Source organism: Streptomyces sp. YGL11-2, from assembly GCF_050054615.1.
In the GTDB taxonomy this organism is placed as follows: Bacteria; Actinomycetota; Actinomycetes; order Streptomycetales; family Streptomycetaceae; genus Streptomyces.
Genome location: NZ_JBNHIN010000007.1, coordinates 152,672 through 154,464, shown reverse-complemented (window position 1 = coordinate 154,464; position 1,793 = coordinate 152,672). Strand labels below are relative to the sequence as shown.

2 protein-coding genes are annotated in these 1,793 nt (G+C 78.1%); one reads left to right on the top strand and one right to left on the bottom strand.

Annotated features, from left to right (window positions below; all coding sequences use genetic code 11):
* Positions 1–44: 44 nt before the first annotated feature.
* Complete coding sequence (locus ACO1BR_RS11070) at positions 45–953, bottom strand: RNA polymerase sigma factor (RefSeq protein ID WP_426794858.1); 909 nt, start codon at positions 951–953, stop codon at positions 45–47.
* Positions 954–1,051: 98 nt separating this feature from the next.
* Here ACO1BR_RS11070 and ACO1BR_RS11065 point away from each other — a divergent pair.
* A partial coding sequence (locus tag ACO1BR_RS11065; RefSeq protein ID WP_426794857.1) for a DUF6350 family protein occupies positions 1,052–1,793 on the top strand: 742 nt, incomplete at its 3' end.

Below are 1,793 nucleotides of genomic sequence, written 5' to 3'. Positions count from 1 at the left end.
CCCAGGGGTGCGGGCCCACGGCCGTTGCGCCTGCGGGCGGTGGTTCAGCGCAGGACGTCCGGGGTGAGGCGGGCGCCGGGGTGCCGCGCGCGGTGCGCGGCCCGACGGTCCGGTGCCGCCCGGTGCTCCGGCCGGGCCAGCCGGACCTCCCGGGTCGGCGAGGCCGCCACGGAGCGCTCCGGCGGCGGGGCGTGGCCGCCCGGCGAGGTGATCGCCACCGACACCGCGGTCAGTGCCAGCAGCCCGGTCACCCCGAAGCCCGCGCGGGTGGTCCGCCGGGTGCGTCGCTCGCTGCTCTCCCGTACGGTCCGCGCGGGCGGTGGCGCCACCGGCCGGGACGCGGTCAGCGCGGCCAGCCGGTTGTGCAGCACCGCGCCCTGGCGCCCCGGCGGCAGCTCCCTGAGCCCCAGCTCCGGCAGCCGCTCGGCGAGGTACTCGCGGGCGTGGGTCAGCCGTCCGGTCGCCGCCGGGATGCTGGCCTCCACCTCCGCCGCGGTCTCGTCCAGCCCGAGCCCGACCCCGTCGTGCAGCAGTAAGGTGCGGCGGTACGGGGCGGGCAGCGCCAGCACCGTCTCCAGCAGCGCCCGGTCCGCGGGCGGGAGGGGCGGCGGTGCGGGCGTCTCTGGCCGGGGGCGCTCGGCGGCCCGGGGCCGCAGCCGCCGCCAGGGGGCGAGCGCGTGGTCGTGGGCGGCGGCCCGCACCCAGCCCACCGGATCCGCGTCGACCGCTACTTCCGGCCACCGCTGCCAGGCCGTCTGGAAGGCCCGCTCGACGGCCCGGCGGGCGAGCCGGGCCCGGCCGGTGAGCAGGTACGCCTGCTGGGTCAGGGGCCCGGCGTGGCCGTCGTAGAGCGCGTCGAAGGCTTCTGACGGTCCATCAGGCTTGGTTTCCTCGCCAGTTTCTGACGTGGTGTCGGGGACGGGGGCGAGGTGCCGCCGGTCGCGCTGTGTCATAGGAGCAGTGTGAAAACGGGCGCCGGCGGATCCCGCGCGACACGTCGGGCAAATGCCCAGTACATGGATGAAACGGGTGTTGTTGGCAGCATGACGGTGTGAGTCAGCCGATCGATCGCGGTCCCGCGTTGTCCTCGCACGGCCGCACCGCCGCGCAGCGATCCTCCGCGATCGGCGCCGCGTTCGTCGGCGGGGTGACCGCCGCCGGCCTCGGCCTCGGAGCCTTCGCGGTCGCCGTCCTGCTCCTCTGGGTCGCCTCCCCGTACCCCGACAGCGGCCCGTCCCGGTCGCTGCACCTCGCCGCCGACCTGTGGTTCATGGCACACGGCGGCGGCCTCCTCCGCGACGAAGCACCGATCGGGGTGCCGCCACTGCTGCTCGCGGTGCTCCCGGTCTGGCTGCTCCACCGGTCCGCCCGGCACACCCTGGCCACCGCGTCCGACGACGATGCCGACCCGGCGCCCGGCCCCGACCCCGCGGTCCCGCCGCGCACCCTGCTCGGCGCGCTGCTCGCCGGATACCTGCTGGTCGCGGCCGGTGCGCTGCTCTACACCTCGACCGGCCGGCTGTCCGCCGACCCGATCGGCGCGCTGCTCTACGTCCCGGGCACCGCGGTCGCGACCTTCGCCGGCACTGCCTGGCACACCCTCGGCCGGGGCGCCGCCGCCCTGCTGCCACCCCGCATCCGGCACGCCCTGGCCCCGCCGTCCGGCGCCGGCGCCCCCTCCTCCGGCTCCCGGCTCGCCTCCGCCGCCCGGACCGCCGCCACCGCCCTGCGGACCACCGTGCTCCCCGCCCTCGTCCCCGCTCCCCGGACCGCCCTGGCCGCCTGCCGGGCGG